The organism is Dactylosporangium sp. NPDC051541 (assembly GCF_044454505.1).
GTDB lineage: Bacteria > Actinomycetota > Actinomycetes > Mycobacteriales > Micromonosporaceae > Dactylosporangium.
The window spans coordinates 66,337-88,731 of record NZ_JBITDU010000004.1; the positions used below are offsets into that span (position 1 = coordinate 66,337).

Annotated in this window: 22 protein-coding genes; 15 read left to right on the plus strand and 7 right to left on the minus strand. The window is 72.0% G+C overall.

Annotation, left to right across the window (positions count from 1 at the left end; translation table 11 throughout):
* Nucleotides 1–432 precede the first annotated feature (432 nt).
* Complete coding sequence (locus ACIA8L_RS19925; protein ID WP_395906482.1) at nt 433–864, minus strand: SPFH domain-containing protein; 432 nt, start codon at nt 862–864, stop codon at nt 433–435.
* Nucleotides 861–1,718 carry a hypothetical protein gene (locus tag ACIA8L_RS19930; RefSeq protein WP_395906483.1) on the minus strand — a complete coding sequence of 286 codons (858 nt, stop codon included), beginning with the start codon at nt 1,716–1,718 and terminating at the stop codon, nt 861–863. The genes ACIA8L_RS19925 and ACIA8L_RS19930 overlap by 4 nt, the downstream gene beginning before the upstream one ends.
* Before the next feature lie 62 nt (nt 1,719–1,780).
* Here ACIA8L_RS19930 and ACIA8L_RS19935 point away from each other — a divergent pair, with 62 nt between their 5' ends.
* The 8 genes from ACIA8L_RS19935 to ACIA8L_RS19970 all read left to right on the plus strand — a co-directional run bounded on the left by ACIA8L_RS19935 (nt 1,781) and on the right by ACIA8L_RS19970 (nt 10,191).
* Nucleotides 1,781–2,671, plus strand: coding sequence for a S1C family serine protease (locus ACIA8L_RS19935; protein WP_395906485.1), 891 nt, complete (start codon nt 1,781–1,783; stop codon nt 2,669–2,671).
* Nucleotides 2,672–2,738: 67 nt separating this feature from the next.
* A complete protein-coding gene (locus ACIA8L_RS19940) occupies nt 2,739–3,725 on the plus strand; it encodes an AAA family ATPase (RefSeq protein ID WP_395906487.1) in 987 nt (328 codons plus the stop codon).
* Nucleotides 3,726–3,730: 5 nt separating this feature from the next.
* Nucleotides 3,731–4,642: a DUF58 domain-containing protein gene (locus tag ACIA8L_RS19945; RefSeq protein WP_395906488.1), complete on the plus strand. Its 912-nt coding sequence runs from the start codon at nt 3,731–3,733 to the stop codon at nt 4,640–4,642.
* Entirely contained in the window at nt 4,639–5,571 is a 933-nt protein-coding gene (locus tag ACIA8L_RS19950) for a VWA domain-containing protein (protein ID WP_395906490.1), read from the plus strand. The genes ACIA8L_RS19945 and ACIA8L_RS19950 overlap by 4 nt, the downstream gene beginning before the upstream one ends.
* Nucleotides 5,571–6,695, plus strand: a complete 1,125-nt coding sequence (locus ACIA8L_RS19955) for a VWA domain-containing protein (protein ID WP_395906492.1) — start codon at nt 5,571–5,573, stop codon at nt 6,693–6,695. Before ACIA8L_RS19950 ends, ACIA8L_RS19955 begins: the two co-directional genes overlap by 1 nt.
* A 148-nt stretch (nt 6,696–6,843) precedes the next feature.
* Nucleotides 6,844–8,901, plus strand: a complete 2,058-nt coding sequence (locus tag ACIA8L_RS19960) for an NACHT domain-containing protein (protein WP_395906494.1) — start codon at nt 6,844–6,846, stop codon at nt 8,899–8,901.
* Between the two features lie 40 nt (nt 8,902–8,941).
* A complete protein-coding gene (locus tag ACIA8L_RS19965; protein WP_395906496.1) occupies nt 8,942–9,910 on the plus strand; it encodes a LacI family DNA-binding transcriptional regulator in 969 nt (322 codons plus the stop codon).
* Nucleotides 9,907–10,191 (plus strand): putative quinol monooxygenase, encoded by a 285-nt coding sequence (locus ACIA8L_RS19970; protein WP_395906497.1) that lies wholly within the window; start codon nt 9,907–9,909, stop codon nt 10,189–10,191. Before ACIA8L_RS19965 ends, ACIA8L_RS19970 begins: the two co-directional genes overlap by 4 nt.
* 13 nt (nt 10,192–10,204) lie before the next feature.
* On the opposite strand, the gene ACIA8L_RS19975 is transcribed toward ACIA8L_RS19970, so the two are convergent.
* A complete protein-coding gene (locus tag ACIA8L_RS19975; RefSeq protein ID WP_395906499.1) occupies nt 10,205–11,353 on the minus strand; it encodes a hypothetical protein in 1,149 nt (382 codons plus the stop codon).
* Between the two features lie 65 nt (nt 11,354–11,418).
* Nucleotides 11,419–12,429 carry a LacI family DNA-binding transcriptional regulator gene (locus tag ACIA8L_RS19980; protein ID WP_395906501.1) on the minus strand — a complete coding sequence of 337 codons (1,011 nt, stop codon included), beginning with the start codon at nt 12,427–12,429 and terminating at the stop codon, nt 11,419–11,421.
* Between the two features lie 252 nt (nt 12,430–12,681).
* On the opposite strand from ACIA8L_RS19980, the gene ACIA8L_RS19985 reads away from it, so the two are divergent.
* On the plus strand, nt 12,682–14,208 hold the full coding sequence (locus ACIA8L_RS19985; protein ID WP_395906503.1) for a methyl-accepting chemotaxis protein: 1,527 nt from the start codon (nt 12,682–12,684) through the stop codon (nt 14,206–14,208).
* Between the two features lie 3 nt (nt 14,209–14,211).
* On the opposite strand, the gene ACIA8L_RS19990 is transcribed toward ACIA8L_RS19985, so the two are convergent.
* Nucleotides 14,212–14,535, minus strand: a complete 324-nt coding sequence (locus ACIA8L_RS19990; protein ID WP_395906505.1) for a GlsB/YeaQ/YmgE family stress response membrane protein — start codon at nt 14,533–14,535, stop codon at nt 14,212–14,214.
* Nucleotides 14,536–14,646: 111 nt separating this feature from the next.
* Between ACIA8L_RS19990 and ACIA8L_RS19995 the strand changes: the two genes are divergently transcribed.
* The 4 genes from ACIA8L_RS19995 to ACIA8L_RS20010 are packed head-to-tail and all read left to right on the plus strand — an operon-like array spanning nt 14,647 to nt 18,112.
* Nucleotides 14,647–16,020, plus strand: a complete 1,374-nt coding sequence (locus ACIA8L_RS19995; protein ID WP_395906507.1) for a dihydrolipoyl dehydrogenase family protein — start codon at nt 14,647–14,649, stop codon at nt 16,018–16,020.
* Nucleotides 16,021–16,076: 56 nt separating this feature from the next.
* Nucleotides 16,077–16,520, plus strand: coding sequence for a VOC family protein (locus ACIA8L_RS20000; RefSeq protein ID WP_395906509.1), 444 nt, complete (start codon nt 16,077–16,079; stop codon nt 16,518–16,520).
* A 9-nt stretch (nt 16,521–16,529) separates the two neighbouring features.
* Nucleotides 16,530–17,276 carry an inositol monophosphatase family protein gene (locus ACIA8L_RS20005; protein ID WP_395906511.1) on the plus strand — a complete coding sequence of 249 codons (747 nt, stop codon included), beginning with the start codon at nt 16,530–16,532 and terminating at the stop codon, nt 17,274–17,276.
* A complete protein-coding gene (locus tag ACIA8L_RS20010) occupies nt 17,273–18,112 on the plus strand; it encodes a ribokinase (RefSeq protein WP_395906513.1) in 840 nt (279 codons plus the stop codon). The genes ACIA8L_RS20005 and ACIA8L_RS20010 overlap by 4 nt, the downstream gene beginning before the upstream one ends.
* On the opposite strand, the gene ACIA8L_RS20015 is transcribed toward ACIA8L_RS20010, so the two are convergent.
* On the minus strand, nt 18,093–18,899 hold the full coding sequence (locus ACIA8L_RS20015) for an IclR family transcriptional regulator C-terminal domain-containing protein (RefSeq protein ID WP_395906515.1): 807 nt from the start codon (nt 18,897–18,899) through the stop codon (nt 18,093–18,095). The two genes, ACIA8L_RS20010 and ACIA8L_RS20015, sit on opposite strands and share 20 nt — an antisense overlap.
* Nucleotides 18,900–18,934: 35 nt before the next feature.
* Nucleotides 18,935–20,350 (minus strand): amidohydrolase family protein, encoded by a 1,416-nt coding sequence (locus ACIA8L_RS20020; protein ID WP_395906517.1) that lies wholly within the window; start codon nt 20,348–20,350, stop codon nt 18,935–18,937.
* 152 nt (nt 20,351–20,502) lie between these two features.
* Here ACIA8L_RS20020 and ACIA8L_RS20025 point away from each other — a divergent pair, with 152 nt between their 5' ends.
* The gene (locus tag ACIA8L_RS20025) at nt 20,503–21,624 is read left to right on the plus strand and encodes a CaiB/BaiF CoA transferase family protein (RefSeq protein ID WP_395906519.1); all 1,122 of its coding nucleotides are present in this window, start codon (nt 20,503–20,505) and stop codon (nt 21,622–21,624) included.
* Nucleotides 21,609–22,391: a citryl-CoA lyase gene (locus ACIA8L_RS20030; RefSeq protein WP_395906521.1), complete on the plus strand. Its 783-nt coding sequence runs from the start codon at nt 21,609–21,611 to the stop codon at nt 22,389–22,391. The genes ACIA8L_RS20025 and ACIA8L_RS20030 overlap by 16 nt, the downstream gene beginning before the upstream one ends.
* Nucleotides 22,392–22,395 lie beyond the last annotated feature (4 nt).

Sequence of the window (22,395 nt, forward strand, 5' to 3'; positions counted from 1 at the left end):
ATCAACAATCGCTTTACCGAATATCGGCAATCCACTAATGCAGCAATCGCGGGCGGTCGTCGATAATCAAAACCCGTCAAGCAAGCAAACCGTCAAGCAAGCAAACCCGGCGCCGATCGCGGCGAGCTGAGCGCACGCGACTGCACGGAGCGACGGGTTGAGTGCGACTTCCACGACGGACGACGGCGAGCCCACGCGACTTCACGGCAGACGACGGCGAGGTGCGAGTGCACACGATTTCCACGGCGGACGAAGGTGAGCGGACGCGACTTTCCTGGAGGGCGGAGGTGAGGGCACGCGACCAATCGGGTTCCGGCGGGCGTTCGAGGCGCCTGCCGGACAAGGTCATCGCCAGTGGTCGCCGATAATCAGAAAGCGTCAAGCGGGCAAAGCCGGTGCCGCTCGGGGCTGGATAGGCGGGCGGCCTGTGCGTCATCGAGCTTGTGGCCGCAACTCCGTGATCTCGGTCTGGTCGACGCGGACTCCCCAGCGGCCGGTGTATTGGGTTAATTCGGTAAGCAAGCGCCGGTTCACGTCCAGTCGCGACTCCACCATGGTGGCGGCCGGCAATTCGCCGCCGATCGAGCGGAGCGCGGTCACCGCCAGTTGCTCGACCGCGTGCACGTAGTTCGAGATCTCGTACGTGGCCGCTACCGGGTCGGTCACCGTGCACCACACGGTCGCGGCGGCCGACACGACCAGGTTGTCGGCGGTGATGACGGGCTGTGGCGGGAACTCGAGTCTTCGCGGGCTCAGGTCGACCCGGGCCCGCACCCGGTCGATGCCCGGCACGAGCAGGCGCGGGCGGGTGTCGAGCGTGCGGTGGTAGCGACCGAACCGCTCGATCACATAGGCGACGGTCATGGGCGCGTCACCGAAACCGCGCAGACCGGGCGCGACGGGCCGGGGCGGGCCGTCCAGATCTCGATCCCGGTCCCGGGGATCAGCAGGGCCGCCTCCTCCTCCGCGACCTCGTGGCCGGCGGCGGTCAGCGCGGCCCGCACGTCGGCGATGGTGCGCGGGCGCGACGGCAACAGGTTGAGCCCGTCCAGCAGCACGGCCCCGGCCCGGGTCACGGTCACCCGCTCGGCCCGGCCCGCGGCGTCGTACACGACCGTGAGGCCCTCCTCGACGAACGAGTCCTCGTCCGGGTATCCGACCAGCGCCACCCCGCCGTTGCGGGTCGACCGCACCTCGTCGCGGTCCGTGCCCAGTGGCAGCGCGGTGAGGCCGGACCCGGGGAGAATCGTGTAGGAGCGCAGCGCCTTCGCCGGGCGCGGGCCAGCGTCGAACTCGACGACCCGGGTGCCGGCCCGGCGGGGTGCGTACGCGGTGACGATCTCGACCCGGCCGCCGTTCGGGGTGGCCAGCATCGCCGCCCCGCCGGCCACGACCCAGCCCTCGTCCTCGTCGTCCTTCTCGACCGGGACGCCGGCCTGGCGCAGCGCCGCGACGACCTCGCGGGCCTTGCCGTGCAGCGGTACGCCGAGGTGGTGCACGCCGACCGGCTCGTGGATCTCGATGAGGTAGAGGCCCTCGTCGGGTGCGCAGGTCAGCTGCACGCCGTCGGGGTAGTCGTCGGTGAGGTCCACCGAGTCGGGGGTCCGCCGGAACGGTTTGCACGCCCCGAGCGCCGCCCGCAGCTCCCCCCGCGGCGTCCCGAACCGGAACGGGCCGATGCCGAGACCGGGCGCGACCCACCAATTACGCTCGTCCATACCTGGGCACTGTAGAACCTCACTCTTACCGTTCTCCGAGCTACCGAGGCTATCTTTGGCCCATGCGCCCAGCCGGGAAGCCCGTGCAGTGGGCCGGACCCGAGGTGTCCATCATCCCGGAACCCGGCCCGGCCCCACCCGCGCCCGCCGTGCCCGAGAAGCCGGACTCACCAGGGAAGACACCCGTCGCCTTGAGCCGCCGGGACCTGGCGATCGGGGTCGGGGTGGTGGTGCTCGCGATCATCGCGACCGGCGTGCTCGCGTTCCGGGCCGGTGGGTCCGGCGCCCCGGCCCCGGCGGCCGCGCGGCCCTCGGCGTCGCCGAGCGCGTCCGGGCCGCCGACGACGGCGCAGATCTACCAGGCGGTGGCGCCGTCGGTGGTGACGATCCAGACGACGCTGCCGGACGGCGGTGCGACCGGCACGGGGGTCATCGCCAACCAGGCCGGGCTGATCCTGACCGCGTTCCACGTGGTCAAGGGCGGCACCGCGATCAAAATAGTCTATGCCGACGGGACCGAGTCGGCGGCCGCGGTGGCCGGGTCCAACCCGGAGATGGACATCGCGACCCTCACTCCGGAGAGCGGGCCCGACGTGCTGGTCCCGGCGGTCATGGGCAACTCGGGGCGGATCGCGGTCGGCAACGACGTGGTCGCGATCGGCAACCCGCTCGGGCTGACGCTCAGCACCACCACGGGCGTGATCTCGGGGCTCAACCGGACCGCGGCCAACCCGGACGGCACGAAGCTCACCGGGCTCATCCAGTTCGACGCGGCGGTCAACCCCGGCAGCTCGGGCGGGCCGCTGATCAACGCCCGGGGCGAGGTGATCGGCATCGTGGTCGCCCTGGCCAACCCGACGTCGGCCGGCACGTTCGTGGGCATCGGCTTCGCGGTACCCATCGGCGCCGCACTCGGGTCCTCCGGACCGGGCGAACCCGGACCGGAGCAATAGGCAAAGCCCGGACCCGAGCAACAAGAACAACTGAACCCGGCCCGGAACAACAGGGGTAAGGAAGAGCATGGACCAACCGAACGCGACCGCCGTCGAGCAGGTGCTCTACGAGGTCCGCAAGACCATCGTCGGGCAGGACGGGCTCCTCGAGCGGCTCATGGTAGCCCTGCTCAGCCGCGGCCACATCCTCGTCGAGGGCGTCCCCGGCCTGGCCAAGACCCTCGCGGTGAAGGCCCTCGCGGCGGCCATCGGCGGGCAGTTCCACCGGGTCCAGTTCACCCCCGACCTGGTGCCGGCCGACATCGTCGGGACGCGGGTGTACCACCAGCCCTCCGGCGAGTTCCAGGTCGCGCTCGGCCCCGTGTTCACCAACCTCCTGCTCGCCGATGAGATCAACCGGGCCCCGGCGAAGGTGCAGAGCGCCCTGCTGGAGACGATGCAGGAGCGGCAGGTGACGATCGGCCGGGAGACGCACCACATCCCCAAGCCGTTCCTGGTCATGGCCACCCAGAACCCGATCGAGTCCGAGGGCACCTACGCGCTGCCCGAGGCCCAGGTCGACCGGTTCATGATGAAGGTCCTGGTCGGCTACCCGAGCCCGACCGAGGAGTTCGTCATCGTCGAGCGGGCCATCCTGCCGGAGGCGGTCACCCAGGCCGTCGTCGACCCGGAGCGGCTCATCGCGATGCAGGCCCAGGTCGACGACGTCTACGTGGACCCGTCGCTGATCGAATACTCGGTCCGGCTGACGAACGCGACCCGCAACCCGGCCGACGTCGGCCTCGGCGACCTGACCCGATACGTCACGTTCGGCGCGAGCCCGCGCGCCTCCATCAACCTGGTGCTCGCGGCGCGGGCGCTGGCGTTCATCCGCGGCCGCGACTACGTGGTCCCCGAGGACCTGCACGAGCTGGCCCCGGACGTGCTGCGGCACCGGCTGGTGCTGTCCTACGAGGCGCTCTCCGACGACGTCAGCCCGGACATGATCGTCGACCGGGTGATCGCCGCCGTGAACGTGCCCGCCCCGACGCCGTCGCGCAACGCAAGCCGCTGACCCCGATGACCACCGCCGCCGACCGACTGCTGCGCCGCCTGGAGTGGCAGGTGCTGCGCCGTCTCGACGGGCAGTTGCAGGGCTCATACCGCACCGTCTTCCGCGGCACCGGCATCGACTTCGCGGACCTGCGGGAGTACACGCCCGAGGACGACGTCCGGCACATCGACTGGAACGTCACGGCCCGCCTGGACGAGCCGTTCGTGCGGCAGTACACCGAGGACCGGGAACTCACGGCCTGGCTCGTGCTCGACCTGTCAGCGTCAATGCGATCCGGAAACAACAAAGGCAACAACAAGAACGACGACGACAACACCGGCAAGGACGCCACGCTCACCGAGCTCGCGGTCAGCCTGGCCCGGCTGCTCACCTACGGTGGCAATCGGGTCGGTGCGGTCCTCTACGACAACGCCAAGCAGCTCGTCCTGCCGCCGCGGGCCGGGCGGCCGCACGTGCTGCGGATCGCGCATGAGCTCGGCAAGGCCTCAGACAGTACCCCCGAAAAAGGGGCAACCGACATCGGCGCCATGCTGAGGCTCACCGCTTCGACGGCGCGGCGGCGGGCTCTGGTCTTTGTCGTTTCCGACTTCATCGGCGAGGGCTGGGAGGCCGAGCTGACGCGGCTCACGTTCCGGCACGAGGTCGTCGCGATCCGGGTCGTCGACCCGATCGAGCTGGACCTGCCGGACTACGGGCTGGTCGTGGTCGAGGACGCGGAGACGGGCGAGCAGATCCTGGTCGACACCGGCGACCCGCAGTTTCGGCTGCGGCTGCGGGCCGAGGTCGACGCGCGGGAGGCCGAGGTGGCCGCGGCGATGCAGCGCTCCGGGGTGCGCGGGCATGTGGTGACGACCGACGAGGACCCGCTGCAGGCGCTCGTCGCCATGGTCCGCGAGACGAAGCGCAGGCGCCGATGACGTTCCAGTATCCGCTCCTCGTCGCCGTCGCGGTGATCGTCACCGTGGCGTTGGGCGTTCTGTACTTCCGGTGGCAACGCTCCGTGACCAGGCCGGGCTCCGCATGGCGCCGGCACCTGCCCCAGCTGCTGTTCCTGCTGGCGGCCGCGCTGATGTTCCTGGCCGTCGCCCGGCCCGCGGCCACGCTCCCGGTCGCCCGCGCGGCCGGCACCGTCATCCTCGCCTTCGACGTCTCCAACAGCATGAAGGCCGAGGACGTGTCGCCGAGCCGGCTCGCCGCCGCGAAGTCCGCGGCCACCGAGTTCGTCGAGGCCCAGCCGGACAGCGTCAACATCGGGATCGTCGCGTTCGACCAGGGCGCCCTCACCACGCAGCAGCCGTCCGAGGACCACGACGCGACGGCCGCCGCGATCAAAAGACTCCAGGTCAACGGGGGTACTTCCCTGGGCCAGGCGATCCTCGCGTCGCTGACGGTCGTCGTCGGCAAACCGGTGCAGCTGCCCGAGAACGGCGGGGAGGCGCCCGACATCGGCTACTTCGGCAACGCCACGATCGTCGTGCTGTCCGACGGCGAGGACACCGGCGGCCCCGACGCCCTGGCCGCGGCGAGTGTGGCGGCGAAGGCCGGCGTCAGAATCGAAACAGTCGGCGTGGGTACTGTCGATGGCGCGACGGTCGAGGTCGACGGCTACCAGGTGGCGACGTCGCTCAATGAGGACCTGCTGACCCAGATCGCGCAGACGACCGCCGGGCATTACCACCGGGCCGAGAACGCGCAGGCGCTGCACGACGTGTATCAGTCGCTGGACCTGCGGCTGACCACCGAGCGCAAACCGGTCGAGCTGACCGGCGCGACGACCGCGATCGCTGTACTGCTGCTCTTCGTCGGGGGCATACTGATGACCACCTGGTTCGGACGGATCCTCTGATGTCACTGACCTGGCCGTGGGCCCTGCTCATCCTGCTGGCGTTCCCGCTTCTGCTGGCCTACCGGTGGTGGAGCCGCCGCCGGCGCCGCAAGGTGGCGGTGCGCCTGCCCAGCGTGGCCCTCGTGCGCGCGGCCGTCCCCGGCCCCACGTCCTGGCGCCGGCGGGTGCCGCTCGCGTTGCTGGCGCTGGGCATCCTGTTCGCCGGTACCGCCGCCGCCCGCCCCCAGGCCTCGGTCATCGTCCCCGACGACGCCGCCACGATCCTGCTCGCGATCGACGTCTCCGGCTCGATGTGCTCCACCGACGTCGACCCCAACCGGCTGACCGCCGCGCAGAAGGCGGCCAAGGAGTTCATCGCCGACCACGAGGGCGGCGCGAAGATCGGCCTGGTCGCGTTCTCCGGCACCGCCGGCCTGCTGGTCCCGCCGACCGCCGACAAGTCCGCGCTGACCAAGGCCATCGACGGGTTGCGGACCTCCCGCGGCACCGCGATCGGGCTGGCCATCCTCGCCTCGATCGACGCCATCGCCGAGATCAACCCCGACGTGCCGCCGACCGGGGTCGAGGTCGCGGAAAACTCCGGCTCGTCGGCCGCGCCGACCGACGGCGACTACGAGCCCGACACCATCGTGATCCTCACCGACGGGCGCAACACCGACGGCGTCGACCCGGTCACCGCGGCCGAGCAGGCCGCCGCCCGCCGGCTGCGGGTCTACACGATCGGCTTCGGCACCGACCAGCCCTCCCCCATGGTGTGCAGCAGCAACCAGATCGCCGGCGACCAGAGCTTCCGCGGCGGCGGCCCGGGCGGCGGCGGGTTCGGCTTCGGCGGCCGCGGCCGGTTCCAGGACATGGACGAGCCGACGCTGACGAAGGTCGCGGAGATGACCGGCGCGAAGTACTTCAAGGCCGACAACGCCGAGGGTCTCAGCGACGTCCTGCGCGACCTGCCGAGCCAGGTCACGCTGCAGCACAAGAAGACCGAGATCAGCGTGTGGTTCGCGCTGGTCGCGGCGCTGCTGGTGCTGGCCGCGGTCTTCCTGGCCCAATTCTGGACTCGGCCCCGCTCCAGTTCCACCCGCCCCGGACCCGCATCACCGCCGGGACCAGCACCAACCGGCTGAGAAACGCGTCCACGATGTTCGACGCCGTCCTGCTCCCCCTCCTCCGAGCCCGCCGCTGACGATTCCCCCGTTCGGGGCCTGCCTTCCGCGTAGCGGATGTCGATACGGTTCGGGACGCAGGCGGGTCGGGCAGCGCGCGGAGGGGACGATGGGCAGGACGACATGGCGAGCGGTTGCCGTCGCCGTCCTCGGAGTGTTCCTCGCGGTCGCCGGCAACCAGGTCCTGAACAACAACCGGCTGGTCTGGACCTGGCTGGTGGTTGCCATTGTGATCGCCGTGGTCGTCGCCCTCATGACGGCACGACCGGACAAGCAGGCGGCCCAATCTCCAGACCCCGATTCCGGAGGGAGCGACCGGAGACTGCACGCCCTGGCCGTCGCGGTCGAGGCGGTCTGGAAACCCGAGCAACGCCGCCGGCGGCTGCTCAATCCGCATCCCTTGCCGACCGCCTGGATCACGATCGGCCCGCCGATAGCCGACCATTGGGCCAACATCCGCGCCGACGGCCTCCACGAACCTCTGGACCTGGCCGGGGCCGTCGACCTCGAGCATCCGGACGCCTTCCACCAGATCGTGACCAACCCCCGTCTCCGCGGCCGGGTGGTCCTGCTGGGCGACCCGGGTGCGGGCAAGACCGCCCTGCTCCTCCGCCTGACCTTGACGCTGCTGGCCACCCGCGAGCAGGGTGGCCTCATACCGGTTCTCCTGCGCCTGTCGACGTGGAACCCCGGCGAACAAAACCTGGACACATGGATCGCCAGCCGCCTGGACCTCGACTACGGCTATCGCCAACCAGTCCCAGCCGGCCGCCTGATCGCGTTGCTGGACGGCTTCGACGAAATGCCTGAGGAGCGCCGTCGAGAAGCTCTGCTGGCCATCGGCAACACGTTCACCGACGGCCCCCTGGTGCTGACCAGCCGGACGCCCGAGTACCTCGACGCTCTCACCGCGCTCGCCGACAACACCCTCGCCGCGGCCGCGGTCTTGGAACTGACCGCCCTGCCGGCCTCGACGGTTCGCGACTACCTCCAGCTGACTACCGCCCGCCCGACGGACTGGGCCGACGTGTTCGCCCTCGACGCCACGCAAGGCGGCCGGGTGGCCGCGGCACTTGCCGCCCCGCTCTGGGTCGATCTCGCCCGGTCCACATACTCCGACCCCGACCGCGTCGACAACAACCCGCGCGAGCTGCTGCGCCTGCCCAGTGCCGACGCCATACACGGGCAGCTACTCGATCGTCTCATCCCGACCGCCTATCCGGAGCCGGCGGAGCCCGGCACCAACGGTCACGTCTGGAGACGCCATGACGCCCAGCGGTGGCTTTCGCGGCTCGCGCTGGATATGCGACGTCGTGGAACGCAGGACATCGCCTGGTGGGCACTGATTCTCAGCAGCTCCCACCCACTCCGTGTCATCCTGCCGTTCGTCGCCTGGATGGTTTGCGGGCTGGCAACCGCTTTCGTGATCAACCTCGGGTACCGTGCGACAGATACCGCGGCCGGGTTGGTCGTTGGTTTCGGGCTCGGGCTCACCACCGCCGCTCTGGGGCCACCGCCCCGTCCGTCCCGAGGGGCACGCCGTCGCCGGCGGACGGGCGTCTCGGCGATCCGCCGTCTTCTGCAGACGCTCGGCATCGGGCTCGCGGTATGGGGCGCCGCCGGGATCCCGGCGACGCTCGGAGCATTGGCCACCGGCGCTGCGACCGCGCCCGCGCTCGCGACAATGTTCATATTTCTGTTCGGCATGTCGCTGACGTTCGCGTTCGTCCGGGAGTACACGACGATTTTCGATCGCGGCGACGCCGACGTTCAAACGAGCACAAGCCCGGAGGGCCTGCTGCGTACGGACAGACGCTTGCTGGTCTGGCTGGTTGTGGTGTGTCTGCTGCTGGGCAACCTCGTCACCCCTTTCATGGATACTCCCGTGCTTGGACCCTCGTTCGGGCTGCTGGCCGGACTGGCCGCCGGGCTCATGGTGTGCGCTTGGGGCTGGTACGTGTTGGCCCGCGTCTGGTGGTGGTCGCGCGGCTGGCTGCCCTGGCGGGTCATGGAGTTCCTCGCCGACGCGCACCGGCGAGGTGTGCTGCGGCAGGCCGGTGGCGTCTGGCAGTTCCGTCATGCCCTGCTGCGCGATCGGCTCGCCGCCGCGGCTGATGACGGGCGGATGGTCACCGAGCGGACGGAGCTCGCGACCGCAGCCGATTAACGTCTTGGTCATGCCGGTCTGTCCGGATATGTTGGCCGGTGTGGAGAACGAGCGTCCCAAGCTGGCCGACGTCGCCGCCGCCGCCGGTGTCTCGCGGGCCACCGCGTCGCGGGCGTTGAACGGGATGCCGGGGACCACGGAGGCGGTGCGGGACAAGGTCCGGGCGGTCGCGGCGCGGCTCGGGTTCGAGCCGCACGCCGCCGCGCGGGCCCTCGCGACCGGGCGGGCCACGGCCGGCACGCGGGAGCGGATCGAGGTGCTCATCGTCGACCCGGATCCCGAGGCGATGAGTGTCAAGCCGTACTACGGACGGGTTCTCACCGGCGCCATGCGGGTCCTCGCCGACCACGACGTGGCGCTGCAGGTGCGCCGGGTCGCGGCGCCGCCGGGTGCGGATGACGATCCGCCGTTCGGGCGGGTGCTCATCAACATGCCCGTCGCGGCCGTCGGGCCGCGGCCGCGGACCCGGACGATCGCGCTCGGCGCGTCGGCGCCCGGGATTCGGTTCGTGGCGCCGGACAACGACGGGGGCGGGCACCAGGCGGCCGATCATCTCATCGTGACCGGGCGGCGGCGGATCGGGGCCGTATTCGGGCCGGCCACGCCCTGTGCGCTCGAGCGCAAGGCCGGGTTCCTGCGGGTGACCGACGGCGCCGGTCGGGCGGTGGCGGCCGTCGACGGGGACTTCACGCGGGCGCGGGCGTATGCGGCGGCCAGGGAACTGCTGGCCCGGAATCCGGACCTCGACGCCGTGTTCGCCGCCTGCGATGTTTCAGCTTTGGGGGTACTGCAAGCGCTGCGCGAATCCGGCCGCCGAGTGCCCGACGACGTGGCGGTCGTGAGCTTCGACGGCAGCGCCATAGCCGAGGCGGCCGACCTCTCATCGGTGTACATGCCGGTCGAGGAGGAGGCGGCCTCGGCGGTCCGGTGGCTGCTCGACCCCGCGTCGCCCAATCCGGGGCGGCTGCCCACCACACTCACACTGCGAGGCTCGAGTTGGAACGGATGATCATCATTGCCGGCGCGCTGCGGGTCGAAGCCGGCGATCGGGAGCGCTACCTCGCCGCGGTCGTGGAAGTGGCGCGGCTGGCTCGGGACGCGCCCGGGTGCCTCGACTTCATCCAGTCGGCCGATCCCCTCGACGCCGAGGTCATCCGGGTGTACGAGCGGTGGGAGTCCGACGAGGACCTCCTCGCGTTCCGTACCAGCGGCGGGCCCGAGCTGGACCTGCCACCGCTGCTCTCCGCCGACGTGCGCAAGTATCGGATCGCCGGCGTCGAGGCCCCATAGGGCGGTCCCCCGCTCAGCGCTGCTTGGTCAGGGTCACCGAGGCGACGGGCGTGGGGTTCAGTGCGCTCATCGTCGTGCCCTTGGCGCCCCAGGTGTTGGCGGCCACCTCGGCGCGCTTCTCCGCGAGCAGGCTGTCGTACGTCTGCTGCTCCAGGCGGTCGACCCGGAGCTGCCACTTGGAGTTGAGCCCTTCCCCGGCGGTCGATCCCAGCCTGGTCCCGTAGGTCACGGTGCTCTTGCCGGCCGGCGCGTCCAGCTTGCCGTCGAGATAGCAGTGCCCGGCCACGCACACGGTGACCGCCAGCACCGTGCGGGTCGACGCCGCATCGGCGGGCGACACCGTGAACCGGGCGTCGAACGGCCACGGCACCACGGCCCCGTCCGCCGGCGCGGCGATCGCGGTGACGGCCGGGCGGGCGCTCGGCGTCCGCGCGGCGCTCGATTTCGGCGAGGCGCTCGAGCTGGGGGTCGGTGCGGTCGCCGGCGTCGGTGAGGCCCCCGCCGTCGGGGTCGGCGAGTCGTCCGGCGCCGGCGAGCTCCTCGGACCGGCCGCGGCCGGCTTGCCGTCGAACGGCCGCAGATAGGCCACCACCCCGGCGGCCGATCCCAGGACCAGCAGCCCGACCACCCCCGCAACCACCCATAGCCGGCGGCGGCGCGACGGCGGCCCAGCGGGGACGCCGATCGCCGGCGCGACGTCGTCCGATGCGGGCGGTGGCGGGGGTGCGGGTGGCGTCCCCGGCTCCTCGGCGATCCGGCGGGCGTGCTCGACGGCCGGGTGGGCGGGGCCGAGGGCGGCCGGTCCGAAGCGGGCGACGCGGGTGAAGTTGGTGCGGGCCACGTAGCGGTTGCCGAGCTCGGCCGCGGCGACGGCCAGGTCGTAGGCGAGCAGCAGCGCGAGGGGGTCGGCGTCGCCGCGCTGGTCGGCGGCCTCCGCCGCCGCCTCCAGGACCCGCCGGGCGGACATCGGGTCGCCGGCCCGGGTGTGCAGGGCGGCGAGCTCCCGCATCGCGGCGAGCAGCTCCGGGTCGCGGTCGGCCAGCCCGGGGCGACCGGCGGTCACGGCGCTTTCGAGCGCGGCTCGCGCGGCCGCGAGGTCGCCGTTGCCGGCGAGGGTCTGAGCGTGCTGGCGAGCTTGCGCGAGACTCGGAGACGCGGGCACGACGACATGGTGCCGGTCCGGGACCCGCGACGCCAATCCCGCCGGCCGGACGGCGATGCGCCCGGCTACAGCAGATCGGGAGCGGCCGCGCTGTCGCGTGGGACCAGGAGCGGCTCGACCAGCGTCGCGTCGGGGACCGGGCGGCCGTCCAGTTTGGCCGCGACCAGCTCCACCGCGCGGCGGCCGATCTCCTCGGCCGGGATGCCGACGGAGGTGAGGCGCGGCTTGGAGCGCTCGGCCAGATCGTCCGGGCCGATGGCGACGACGGAGATGTCGTGCGGGACGGAGCGGCCGAGGGCGGCGAAGGCGTCGAGCAGGAGCGGTACCGCCGGCTCGTTGTGCACCACCACGCCGGTCAGGTCCGGGTGGCGGGCCAGCAGCGACTCGGCCACGGCCTGGACCGCGTCCGGGGACGGCTCGCAGGGGACGGTCGAGCCGCTGAGGCCGCGCCGCCGCAGGGCCTCGTGGAAGCCGTCGGCGGTGCGACGGGCGAAGCCGAGGCCCCGCTCGTAGACCTCGGGCGGGGAGCCGACCAGGGCGATGCAGCGATGCCCGAGGTCGGCCAGGTGGTCGACGCAGGCCGCGCCGGCCGCCGCGAAGTCGAGGTCGATGCAGGTGAGGCCGGTGCCGTCGGCCGGGAAGCCGATGAGCACGGAGGGGCGGCCGAGGCTGCGCAGCCGGGGCAGGCGCGGGTCGTGCTCCTCGATGTCCATGACGATGAGCCCGTCGGCGAGGGAGCTGGCGGCGACCCGCTCCAGGCCCTTCTCGCCCTCGTCCTGGGTGAGCAGGAGCACGTCGTGGTCGAACCGGCGGGCCGCGGTCACCACCGAGATCACGAACTGCATCAGGATCGGCACGTAGAGGCCGGTGTACAGCGGCATGATGAGGGCAACGACGTTGGACCGGTTGCTGGCCAGGGCGCGGGCGCCGGCGTGCGGGTGATAGCCGAGCACCTCGATGGCCGCGAGGACGCGGGTGCGGGTCTCCTCGGAGATGGTCCGTTTGCCACTCAGGACATACGAGACGGTGCTCGGGGAGACTCCCGCCTGCTTCGCCACGTCACCGATCGTTGCCATGGCGCACACGGTAGCGGGTCCCGCACCGCGCGTCCCGCACCGCCGCCGCGCTTGTCGATCAATGCCGGTCCGCTGCCCGGCCGCGCAGGGTTTCTGGCGGTCCAGCCGTATCGGTGGCCCATGTCCGTTTTCATGGAACTTCCACGGCGAACTGAACACCTAAGTCCTGCCCGGCGATGTCGACCCGGCAGCGAAGTTCCCCAACCGAACCGAATTGCTACAGAACCGCTCCCCCGGACCGATGGCGTCAATGTGGGACTGTTGTCACGTTCGCTGCCCGCCGCCCGCCCGGAGCCGGCGCCGCGGGATGTCGAGGCACTCGAAGAGCTGGTCACCGCCCTGCTCACGGCGGCCGACGAGGCCGCCACCTGGCGGATCACGGTCGAGTCGCTGGTGCGGTCATACGAATACGAATACGGTGCCGTCTGGCTGCCGACCGGGCTGCACGCGGCGTGGGAGATCGGGTTCGCCACCGGGTCGATCGCCGACCAGCTGCGGGCGGCCCCGACCGGGATGGTCGCGCGGGCCGCGCAGACCCGGCAGGCGATCTACACCGGCGACCTCGCCCAGGTGCGGGACGACCCGCGGGCGGCGGAGGCGGTCCGGGCCGGGATGGAGGCCGCGTCCGTCGTGCCCGTCATGCGCGACGGGCGGGTCATCGCCGTGTTCGAGTACTACTCCCCCTACCGCCTCTACGTCGACGAGCCGCGGACCCAGAAGTGGAACGCGATCCTGCGCATCGCCGAGCTGGCCCGCAACCAGGTCCTGGCCGCGGCCGAGCTGCGGCAGGACGCGAAGGACCGGGCCGCGGTGACCGACGTCGTCACCGTGCTCGGGCACTCCACCGACAGCCAGGCCGCGATCAAGGCCGCGCTGGACACCGTGCGCAGCTCGTTCGGCTGGGCGTACGGGTCGTACTGGGAGGTCGAGGACCGGCCCGGCGGCCCGGTGCTGGTGTTCCGGCTCGAGTCCGGGTCGGCCGGCCCGGAGTTCCGGGAGGTGACCCTGGCCGCGACGTTCGCCGAGGGCGTCGGCCTCTCCGGGCGCGCGTGGAAGGCCCGGGACCTGGTCTTCGTACCCGACCTGGCCGAGCTCACCGACTGCGTGCGAGCCCCGGCGGCCCAGCGGGCGGGGGTGCGCTCGGGGGTGTGCTTCCCGATCCAGTCCGGCGGCCGGGTCGTCGGCACGATGGACTTCTTCACGACCGACCGCATCGCGCTGAGCGACTCGCGGATGTCGACGCTGCGCAACGTGCAGCAGCTGGTCTCCCAGCGGCTGGACATCGTGCGGGCCGGCGAGGCGGCCGAGCGCAACGGCCGGATGCTGCTGGAGTCCGTCGGGCGGCTGCGCGAGACGAGCAACGACGCGGCCGGGGTGGCGCAGGAGGCGGTGAGCCGGGCCTCGATGATGACCGGTGAGATCGACACGCTGAACCAGGCGTCGGCCGCGATCGGCGACGTAATCAAGATCATCTCGTCGATCGCCGACCAGACCAACCTGCTCGCGCTCAACGCCACGATCGAGGCGGCCCGGGCCGGCGACGTCGGCAAGGGCTTCGCCGTGGTCGCGGGCGAGGTCAAGGACCTGGCCCGGGAGACCGCGGCGGCGACCCAGAAGGTGGCCGACCAGATTGCCGGCATCCAGGACAGCGCCCGGTCGGTCTCCGCGGGCATTCACACGACGAGCGAGACGATCGGCCAGATGGACGCCGTCCAGTCCCGCATCACCGCGATCCTGGAGGACCAGGCCCACCTGGCCCGGCTGCTCAACGAACGGTGACCGCTACCGGTCGTAGTGCGAGTGGTGGTGGTCGTCGTCCGAGCGGAACAGCCTGGTCAACGCGGCCGCGAGGCCCACACCGACGACCGCGATGCCGACCTGGACGCCGACGACCAGCCAGTCGTAGTTGTGGCCGCTGACCGTGAAGTGCTTGTCGCTGGAGAGCTCCCAGCGGTCGGCGGCCCACGTCCCGGCCACCGCCGCACCCATCCCGATCAGCACGGTCAGGATGATGCCGATGGACTGGCGGCCCGGCAGGATGACCCGCGCCACGATGCCGATGATGGCGCCAAAGATGATGGCCGCCAGGTAGTCCTGGAATTGCACCGGTGCCTCCAACCCTTACGGATCTGTCATGGAGCATTGTTCCGCCCCGGCGCAAGCCCACAACCCGCGTACGGTCATACCTAACAGGCCGAACGCGAAGGGAAATCCGTGATGCAGGAACGCAGCTTCGACGTCGTCGTCGTCGGCGCGGGGCCGGGCGGCGAGGTCGTGGCCGGGCGGCTCGCCGAAGCCGGGCTCGACGTGGCGATCGTGGAGGACCGCAAGGTCGGCGGGGAGTGCTCATACTGGGCCTGCATCCCGTCGAAGGCCCTGCTCCGCCCGGGTGAGCTGCTCGCCGAGGCGCGCCGCGTGCCGGGCGTGCGCGAGGCCGTGACCGGGCCGCTGGACACCGCCGCGGTGCTGGCCCGGCGCGACGAGCTCATCGGCGACCTGGACGACGCCGGGCAGCTGCCCTGGCTGGAGGAGCGTGGCATCGTGCTGTTCCGGGGCCGGGGCCGGCTGGACGGCGAGCGGCGGGTGATCGTCGGCGACACGACACTGACGGCGCGCAAGGCCGTCATTCTGGCCGGGGGTACCGCCCCCGCCCTCCCGCCCATCGAGGGCCTCGCCGAGGCCAGTCCCTGGACCAACCGCGAGGCGACCACCTCGAAGACGGTCCCGGGGCGCCTGGTCGTGCTCGGCGGCGGGGTCGTCGGCGTGGAGCTCAGCCAGGCCTACGTGTCGCTGGGCTCGAAGGTCACCCTGATCGAGGGTGAGCGGCGGCTCCTGCCCCGCGAGGAGGAGTTCGCCTGCGAGCAGGTGACCGCGTCCCTGCGCGAGCAGGGCGTCGACATCCGCACCGCGCAGAAGGCGACGGCGGTACACCGCGACGGTGACACGGTCGTCGTCACGCTGGGCGACGGCAGCACCGCCACCGGCGACGAGCTGCTGGTCGCGACCGGCCGGGTGCCGGAGACGAAGGGCCTCGGCCTGGACTCGGTCGGGCTGGCCGAGCGCGGATACATCACCGTCGACGAGCACACCCGCGTCCCCGGCAAGGACTGGCTGTACGTCATCGGCGACCTCAACGGCCGCGCGCTGTTCACGCACATGGCGAAGTACCAGGCCGCGCTGGCCGCCGGGCACATCCTCGGCAAGCCCATGGCCGCCACCCACCTGGCCGACGGCCCCGGCGCCCCGCGGGTGATCTTCACCGACCCGCAGGTCGCCGCGGTCGGCTACACCGAGGCCTCGGCCCGCGCGGCCGGCCTCACCGTCCGCGTCGTGGACCTGCCGACGTCGGGCAACGCCGGCGGCTCCTACTACGGCCGGGGCGCGGCCGGCACCAGCCGGTTCGTCATCGACGAGGACCGCCGGGTCATCGTCGGCGCCACGATCACCGGCTCGGAGGTCGCCGACTTCCTGCACGCGGCCACGATCGCGGTCGTCGGCGAGATCCCGCTCGACCGCCTGCGCCACGCGATCCCGGCGTTCCCGACCCGCAGCGAGATCTGGCTGTACCTGTTCAACGAGCTCGGCCTGTAGCACTCACCCGCGCGACGGGAGGCCGGGCGGCGCCGGCGGCGGGCACGATCGACGACATGGACTTCAAGCTCGAGGTCGTGGTCATCCCCGTCGCCGACGCCGACCGGGCCAAGGACTTCTACTCGCGGCTCGGCTGGCGGCTGGACGCCGACTTCCCGGCGCCCGACGGGCTGCGGGTCGTCCAGGTGACGCCGCCGGGCTCCGAGTGCTCGGTCATTTTCGGCGACCGGCTCACGACGGCCGGCCCCGGGTCCGCGCAGGGCCTGCAGCTGACCGTCACCGACATCGAGAAGGCCCGGGCCGAGCTGGCCGAGCGCGGCGTCGACGTGAGCGAGCCGTTCCACGACGCCGGCGGGGTGTTCCACCACGCCGGGAACGAGGGCCGGGTGCCGGGCCCGCATCCGGAGCGCGCCGACTACAGCTCGTTCGCCTCCTTCAGCGACCCGGACGGCAACGGCTGGGTCCTCCAGGAGATCAAGGTCCGGGCCCCGGGTCGGTAGACTCGCCCGGTGCCGCTGACCGACGCCGAAATCGCCGTGACCGCCGCCGAGGCGGGCGCCGCCGTGGTGCGCGCGCGCTTCGGCACCGACGTCGGCCGGGTCGACAAGGGCGGCGGCGACTTTGCCACCGCCGCGGACCTGGAGGCCGAGGCGGCCATCCTCGACGTGCTGCGCGCGGCCCGCCCGGGCGACGCGATCGCCGGCGAGGAGAGCGGCCGTACGGGCCCGCCGGACGCCGCCCGGACCTGGCTGGTCGACCCGCTCTGCGGCACCCTCAACTTCGCCGCCGGCACGATGGCCGTGGCGGTCAACGTCGCGCTGCGCGCTTCCGGCCGGACCGTGACCGCCGCCGTCGCCGATCCCTTTTCCCGCCAGGTGTACTCCACTGAGGGCGCTCTCACCCCATCCGCGCACACGACCCTGGTGGACCTGAACCTCGACCCGCCATACCCGAACGCTCCCGCGATCCGCGTCGCCGGCCTGCTCACCGACCCGGCGTTCGAGGCCCGTTTCCGCCCTCGCGTCCTGTCCACCACCCTGGCTCTGGCCTGGGTGGCGACGGGCCGCCGGGCCGCCTACCTCACCGACGGCGACCTGCGCGGCAGCGTCCACTTCGCGGCCGGCATCGCCCTGTGCGCGGCGGCCGGCTGTGTGGTGACGGATCTGCGCGGCGGCCCGGTGCTCTCCGGCGCCGGTGGCCTGCTCGCCGCCGCGGACGCCGCCACGCACGCCGCGCTGCTGGCCATGCTGTCATGAGCGTGGTCGTGGTGGGGGCGGTCAACGGTGACCTGATCGTGCGGGTGCCGCGGATCGCCGCACCGGGCTCGACCGTCATCGCGACCGGGTCCTCGACGGGGCCCGGCGGCAAGGGCGGGAACCAGGCCGCGGCGGTCGCCCGGCTCGGCGGGGAGTGCGCGCTGATCGCCCGCGTGGGTCCGGACTTCGACCCGGCGTCACTGTCCTCTGTGGACCTGTCCCGGGTGGTGCGCGACACCGCACCCACCGGGCTCGCCGTCGTGCTCGTGGACGATGCCGGTGAGAACGCCATCACCGTGGTGCCGGGTGCGAACGCCAACCTCGGGCCGGCCGACGTCGGGCCGCTCACCGGGGCCGGGGTCGTGCTCGCCAGCCTCGAGGTCCCGCTCGCCGCCGTGGCCGAGGCCGCGCGCCGGGCCGCCACGGGCGGGTGGACGTTCGTGCTCAATCCGGCACCGGCTGTACCACTGCCGGATCTTCTGCTGCGGCAGACCGATGTCCTCGTGCCCAACGAGCACGAGCTTGCCGTGCTCGGCTCCCCGGAAGCCCTGCTCGCCGCGGGGGCCGGAGCGGTCGTGGTGACGCTGGGCGCGGCCGGGTGCCGGATTCACCGCCGCGCGGGCACCGTCGACATCCCCGGCCACCGCGTGGCCACGGTCGACACCACCGGCGCGGGGGACGCCTTCTGCGGCGCCCTCGCCTGGGCCCTGGACACCGGCCACACCCTCGACGACGCGGCCCGGCTGGCGTGCGCCGCGGGCGCGCTGGCCACGACCGCGGTGGGAGCCCGCACCGCCCAGCCCACCGCGGCGGAGGTCACCGCGTCGTTACGGTAGCGAGCGGGACGGCGTCGAGCAGGGACCAGTCGTGGCTGACGTCCGCGGCCGCGCGCAGCAGCAGCGGCAGGTGGTGTTCCAGGAGGTGCTCGACGGTCGTCTCGGCGGCGTGGACGGTCACGTTCAGGGCGGCCACGACCCGGCCGTCGCCGTTGCGGATGCCGGTCGCGACCGAGCGGATGCCCGGGGCCAGGTCCTGGTCGGCCAGGGCCCAGCCCTTCGTGCGGACCTCGCGCAGAGCCGTGTCGAGCTCGTCGCGGGACGGCTGCCAGCGGGCGGCGATGCCGGAGCGGCTCGGCTCGGCGAGTACCGCGGTCAGCTCGTCCGGGGTGAGGCCCGCGAGCATGACCTTGCCCATCGAGGTGGCCGGGGCCGGGAACCGGGTGCCGATGGTGACGGCCAGGGTGACGATCTTCGGGACCGCGACCCGGGCGACGTACACGATGTCGGAGCCGTCCAGCTGCGCCATCGACGTCGACTCGCCGGTCGCGGCGACCAGGCGCTCCATGTGCGGTCGGGCGATGTCCCAGACGCTGAGCGCGTTGACGTAGGCCATCCCGAGCTCCAGGACCCGCGGGGTGAGCGTGAACCCGCGCTCGGCGGCCGAGCGGACGTAGCCGAGCTCCTCCAGGGTGAGCAGGATCCGCCGGGCGGTGGGGCGGGCCAGGCCGGTGGCGGTGGCGACCTCACTGAGGGTCATCACCGGCCGGCCCGGCCTGAAGCACCGCACCACGTCCAGCCCGCGCGCGAGAGCCTCGATGAAGTCCGGTCCCGCATCGCGTGGCATCGCTGTCCTTTCAGATCCTGGTCAGATCCATGGTTTCACTGCGCGGATCCGGCGTCCCAGTCGGTGTAGGTGTAAGGGTTGTCCGTCACCTTGGTTTCCGGAACATCCGGGTTCATACCCTTCGCCCAGGCCTCCTGGCCCATGACGGAGATGAGGTGCTCGACCGTGCGCTCCACGTCCGCGCGGGCCTTGGCCAGGTCGGCGCCGACCAGCTTGCCGTCGTGCTTCACGACCCGCCCGTTCACCACGACCGTGTGCACGTCACCGCGCTGGGCCTGGAAGGCGACGTGGCCATACGGGTTGAGGATCGGGAACATCACGGGGCTCGAGTCGTTTTTCAGCAGTACCACATCGGCCTTCTTGCCCGTCTCCAGACTCCCGATCCGGTCATCGAGGCCGAGGGCCTTGCTGCCGCCCCTCGTCGCCCAGTCCACGACGTGCTCGGCGCGCAGGTGGGCGTGGGTGACGGTCTCGTTGCGGGCGTGGGCCTGCAGGTGCTCGCGGGAGCGGTCGGCGCCCAGCGTCGTGCGCATCGCCGAGAACAGGTCGCCGCTCCACCAGACGCTGGTGTCCATCGACAGCGACACCGGGATGTCGTGGTTGCGCAGGGCCCAGGTGGGCGGGTACCCCTGCCCGGCGCTCTGCTCGCTCTCCGTCGACACCGACACGCTGCCGCCGGTCGCGGCGATGCGGTGGTACGAGTCGTCGGCGAGCGTCGCCGCGTGCACGTAGACGGTCTGCGGGGTCATGAACCCGTGCTCGTGCATCAGCCGGATGCCGTCGTCGTTGGTCGCGCCCCAGACGCCGGCGTGGGTCGTCACGGGCACGCCCAGCTCGCGGGCGACCTCGAACGCGGCCTTCTCCGGGAACGTCGGGTCGCCGGTGACGTCGAACGCCATCTGGAAGCCGAGCAGGTCGGAGCCGGTGATGCGGCGGCTGACGAAGTCGCGGAACTCCGGCGCGGCCGACCACTGCCACGGGCCCTGCTGGATGTTGCCGTACGCGAGCACGAACCGGCCCGGGACCGACTCCAGCGCGTCGACGGCCGCGTCGGCGTGCTGGGTCGTCTGCAGACCGTGCGACCAGTCGACGGTCGTGGTGACGCCGGCGTCGAGCGCTTCCCAGGCCGCGAGGACGTTGCCGGCGTGGATGTCCTCGGGTCGGAAGTGCTTGCCGGACTCGAGGTAGTACCAGACGAAGTATTGGGTCAGGGTCCAGTCGGCGCCGTAGCCACGCATGGCCGTCTGCCACATGTGGCGGTGGGTGTCGACCATGCCGGGCATCAGGATGCCGCCGGTCGCGTCGATCTCCCGAGCGCCCTCGGGGGCGGTGAGGCCGACGCCGATCTCGGCGATGCGCTCGTCGACGATCAGCACGTCGGTGCCGGGGAGCACGGTGTGGGTGTCGTCCATGGTGAGGACCAGAGCGTTGCGGAAGATGACAGCGCCCATCTTTGGGCTCCAATCTCGGACATCCGTCCGCCTGGCGGGCAGATTGGTTGGGTGGTGGAATTCTGGATCCGCTCCTATAGCGTGTCAATGCTCGTCGTGTATCGTGTCAGCGAGTTGCGGACATTCGTCCGCACAGCGGTCAGGGAGGCGCCGTGGGACCACTGGACGGGCTGCTGGTCGCGGACTTCTCGCGGATCCTCGCGGGGCCGTACGCGACGATGCTGCTGGCCGACCTCGGCGCCGACGTGATCAAGGTGGAGGGGCCGGGCGGGGATGACACCCGCACGTGGATGCCCCCGATCCGCGACGGCCTCTCCACCTACTATCTCGGCATCAACCGCAACAAGCGGTCGATTGCCCTGGACTTCCGCCAGGAAGAGGATCTCGCCGCCGCCCGGTCGCTGGCGCAGCGCGCGGACGTGTTGATCGAGAACTTCAAGCCCGGCGGTCTGCGCCGTTTCGGCCTGGACTACGACACGCTTCGGGTGGACAACCCCGGCCTGATTTATGCCTCAATTTCCGGATTTGGTACAGCCAAAGGCGCGTCCCTACCCGGCTACGACCTCATGGTCCAGGCCATCTCCGGCCTGATGAGCCTCACCGGCGACCCGGACGGACCGCCATACCGGGCCGGCATCTCGGTGTTCGACGTGATGGCCGGCATGCACGCCGGCCTCGGCATCCTCGCCGCGCTGCACAGCCGGGCCGGGAGCGGCCACGGCCAGCACGTCGAGGTCAACCTGCTGTCCTCGGCGCTGTCCGGGCTCGTCAACCACAGCAGCGGATACGTCGCCGGCGGGACCATCCCGTTCCGCATGGGCAACGCCCACCCGAGCCTGTTCCCCTACGAGCCACTGCCGACCGCCGACGGCGAGCTCATCGTCATCGCCGGCAACGACCCGCAGTTCCGCAAGCTGTGCGGTGTCCTGGGGCTCGAGCATCTGCTGGACGATCCTAGGTTCGCCCACAACCAGGACCGCACCGCCAACCGGGAGGCGCTGCGGCCGCTGCTGGTCGAGGTCCTCGCCACCAAGGACAAGGACGAGTGGTTCGGGCTCCTCACCGACGCCGGGGTCCCGTGCGCGCCCATCAACACCATCGACGGCGGCGTGGCCTACGCCGAGGCACTCGGGCTCGATCCGGTCGTGGTGACCGGCGGCGTGCCCGGCGTGCGCAACCCGATCACGTTCTCGTCGACGCCGGCGCGGTACCAGCTGCCGCCGCCCGGTCTTGACGAGCACGGCGAGGAGATCCGGCAATGGCTGAAGAGCTGAGCTTCCCCACCGGCATCGGCACGTCCGACGCCGACCAGATCCGCCTGCTGGGCCACGATCTGGCCGCCGACCTCATGGGGAAGGTCGGCTTCGGCGAGCTCGCGTTCTGGCTCGTCGCCGGCCGCCGCCCCACCCCCGGCGAGACCCGGGTGTTCGAGGCCGTCCTCGTCGCCCTGGCCGACCACGGCTTCACCCCGACCGCGATCGCCGCGCGCCTCACCTATGCCAGTGCCCCCGAGGCGCTGCAGGGCGCTCTGGCCGCGGGCCTCCTGGGCGGCGGCTCCCGGTTCCTGGGGGTCACGGAGGACTGCGGCCGCTTCCTCGCCGGCGTCCTCGCTTCGGTCGAGGTCGCGCCGGCAAGTGCCGCCGACTGGGACGCGCTCGCGCTCGCCGCGGTCCAGGAGCAACGCTCGGCCGGCAAGTTCGTCCCCGGCCTCGGCCACCCGGTGCACAAGGTCCAGGACCCCCGCACGCCGGTGCTGATCGCCATCGCCGCCGAGGAAGGGCTGCGCGGCCCGCATCTGCAACTGTTCGAGGCGATCGGCCGCGCCCACCCCGCCGTCCTCGGCCGCACCCTGCCGCTCAACGGCGCCGGTGTCTGCGGCGCCGCGCTGGCCGATCTGGGCCTGCCGGTGGAGATGCTGCGTGGCTTCGCTTTGCTGGCCCGCGCGGCCGGTCTGCTGGGCCACCTGGCCGAGGAGCGCCGGACGAACCTGGGGCTGGAGATTTACAAGACTGTCGATCGCAACGCTCGGTATACGTCGTAGACTT

Bases quoted from the DNA above. Each gene is read 5' to 3' on its own strand.
- ACIA8L_RS19980 (WP_395906501.1), bottom strand. From the start codon at position 12,429: ATGGCAACGATCGGTGACGTGGCGAAGCAGGCGGGAGTCTCCCCGAGC.
- ACIA8L_RS19995 (WP_395906507.1), top strand. From the start codon at position 14,647: ATGCAGGAACGCAGCTTCGACGTCGTCGTCGTCGGCGCGGGGCCGGGC.
- ACIA8L_RS20000 (WP_395906509.1), top strand. From the start codon at position 16,077: ATGGACTTCAAGCTCGAGGTCGTGGTCATCCCCGTCGCCGACGCCGAC.
- ACIA8L_RS19935 (WP_395906485.1), top strand. From the start codon at position 1,781: ATGCGCCCAGCCGGGAAGCCCGTGCAGTGGGCCGGACCCGAGGTGTCC.
- ACIA8L_RS20010 (WP_395906513.1), top strand. From the start codon at position 17,273: ATGAGCGTGGTCGTGGTGGGGGCGGTCAACGGTGACCTGATCGTGCGG.
- ACIA8L_RS20015 (WP_395906515.1), bottom strand. From the start codon at position 18,899: ATGCCACGCGATGCGGGACCGGACTTCATCGAGGCTCTCGCGCGCGGG.
- ACIA8L_RS19940 (WP_395906487.1), top strand. From the start codon at position 2,739: ATGGACCAACCGAACGCGACCGCCGTCGAGCAGGTGCTCTACGAGGTC.
- ACIA8L_RS19970 (WP_395906497.1), top strand. From the start codon at position 9,907: ATGATCATCATTGCCGGCGCGCTGCGGGTCGAAGCCGGCGATCGGGAG.
- ACIA8L_RS19930 (WP_395906483.1), bottom strand. From the start codon at position 1,718: ATGGACGAGCGTAATTGGTGGGTCGCGCCCGGTCTCGGCATCGGCCCG.
- ACIA8L_RS19955 (WP_395906492.1), top strand. From the start codon at position 5,571: ATGTCACTGACCTGGCCGTGGGCCCTGCTCATCCTGCTGGCGTTCCCG.
- ACIA8L_RS19925 (WP_395906482.1), bottom strand. From the start codon at position 864: ATGACCGTCGCCTATGTGATCGAGCGGTTCGGTCGCTACCACCGCACG.
- ACIA8L_RS19945 (WP_395906488.1), top strand. From the start codon at position 3,731: ATGACCACCGCCGCCGACCGACTGCTGCGCCGCCTGGAGTGGCAGGTG.
- ACIA8L_RS19950 (WP_395906490.1), top strand. From the start codon at position 4,639: ATGACGTTCCAGTATCCGCTCCTCGTCGCCGTCGCGGTGATCGTCACC.
- ACIA8L_RS20030 (WP_395906521.1), top strand. From the start codon at position 21,609: ATGGCTGAAGAGCTGAGCTTCCCCACCGGCATCGGCACGTCCGACGCC.
- ACIA8L_RS20020 (WP_395906517.1), bottom strand. From the start codon at position 20,350: ATGGGCGCTGTCATCTTCCGCAACGCTCTGGTCCTCACCATGGACGAC.
- ACIA8L_RS19960 (WP_395906494.1), top strand. From the start codon at position 6,844: ATGGGCAGGACGACATGGCGAGCGGTTGCCGTCGCCGTCCTCGGAGTG.